This is a genomic window from Stutzerimonas kunmingensis (assembly GCF_002929225.1).
Lineage (GTDB): Bacteria > Pseudomonadota > Gammaproteobacteria > Pseudomonadales > Pseudomonadaceae > Stutzerimonas.
This window is the reverse complement of record NZ_PISM01000002.1, coordinates 1-1,094: the sequence shown is the minus strand read 5'-3', so window position 1 is coordinate 1,094 and position 1,094 is coordinate 1. Positions and strand designations below refer to the sequence as shown.

Annotated in this window: 3 protein-coding genes; 1 reads left to right on the top strand and 2 read right to left on the bottom strand. The window is 60.1% G+C overall.

The annotated features are described in order from the left end of the window. Nucleotides 1–234 (top strand): OprD family outer membrane porin (locus CW305_RS00765; RefSeq protein WP_146067128.1); only part of this gene is annotated, 234 nt, incomplete at its 5' end. Nucleotides 235–353: 119 nt separating this feature from the next. On the opposite strand, the gene CW305_RS23315 is transcribed toward CW305_RS00765, so the two are convergent. Together CW305_RS23315 and CW305_RS00760 are read right to left on the bottom strand one after the other, a co-directional pair. Continuing rightward, nucleotides 354–515 carry a hypothetical protein gene (locus tag CW305_RS23315; RefSeq protein WP_172602747.1) on the bottom strand — a complete coding sequence of 54 codons (162 nt, stop codon included), beginning with the start codon at nucleotides 513–515 and terminating at the stop codon, nucleotides 354–356. A 168-nt stretch (nucleotides 516–683) separates the two neighbouring features. Continuing rightward, entirely contained in the window at nucleotides 684–893 is a 210-nt protein-coding gene (locus CW305_RS00760; RefSeq protein WP_104096857.1) for a hypothetical protein, read from the bottom strand. Between the last annotated feature and the right edge of the window lie 201 nt (nucleotides 894–1,094).

Here is a 1,094-nt window from a genome sequence, read left to right as displayed (position 1 = left end):
ATTCCCGGGCTGAGCCTGATGACCCGCTACGTCTCCGGTGACAACGTCGACCGTGGCGCCGGCGCCAGCGAAGGCAAGACCTGGGAGCGCAACACCGACATCGCCTACGTCATCCAGAGCGGCCCGCTGAAGAACCTCGGCTTCAAGCTGCGCAACGCCACCACGCGAAGCAACTTCCAGAGCGACCTGGACGAGAACCGCGTCATCGTCAGCTACAGCCTGCCACTCTGGTAAGCACCACGCCGCAGCACCTCTCCTCGTTGGACTTCGCCGGGCTTGCGCCCGGCTTTTTTCGGGCATGAAAAAGGCGACCCTCGGGCCGCCTCTTTTATTCCGCCGCTTTGCCTCTCGGCTCAGCTCTGCTTGGTATTACGCCGCAGAATCTCGTTCACCCGCTCCGCGGTATACACCCGCTTCGCCTCGTCGCTCGGCTTGTGCCGAACATCGAGCATCACACCCGCACTGATTGCCAACACACAAACGATCACCGAGACCGCAGACAGCAACGTATTCATCACACGCCCTTCAGACACCAAAGAAACCGCTAGCGGAGAATGGCTCGCCGCGAAATGGCGCCGATTCTGCGCCGCACCACGGGTAACGTCAACGGCAAGAGAAGGCGCCACAGCCCGCTGATACCGCGGCCTCAGAACAATCTATTCGCCAGCTTGGCGCCCCTGCATTCACGGCACCGCAATCTGCAAACTGCCCAACGCAAACCGCACAGCCACCGCCCAACCCACGGCGCTCAAAACACCCAACGCCAGATAACCCACCACAATCCCCAACGCGATCTGCTTCCACAGCCCGGCATGGGGATCACGGTTGTAAACAGCCGGCTCCACGGAATGAACATCCCGCTCGGCACGAATCTCATCAAAACGCTCACGCATGGTTTACCTCGGTAAACGGAACAGCAAACAGAAGGAATGAAAAAAGGCGGCTAGCTTTGGCTAGGCGCCTTTGGATCCCGCCGCGTCAGGATAGTTGTCGTGTGAGTTGATTCGATGAGTCTTGGTCGGTGGGCGGAAGTGAGAGCCGTGTGGCGCGTTATTCGATAGAGCATCGGGAGTGGGTGGTGCGGCAGATGATGC

Excerpts from the sequence above, each read along its gene's own strand:
- CW305_RS23315 (WP_172602747.1), bottom strand. The coding sequence starts at position 515 with ATGAATACGTTGCTGTCTGCGGTCTCGGTGATCGTTTGTGTGTTGGCA.
- CW305_RS00760 (WP_104096857.1), bottom strand. The coding sequence starts at position 893 with ATGCGTGAGCGTTTTGATGAGATTCGTGCCGAGCGGGATGTTCATTCC.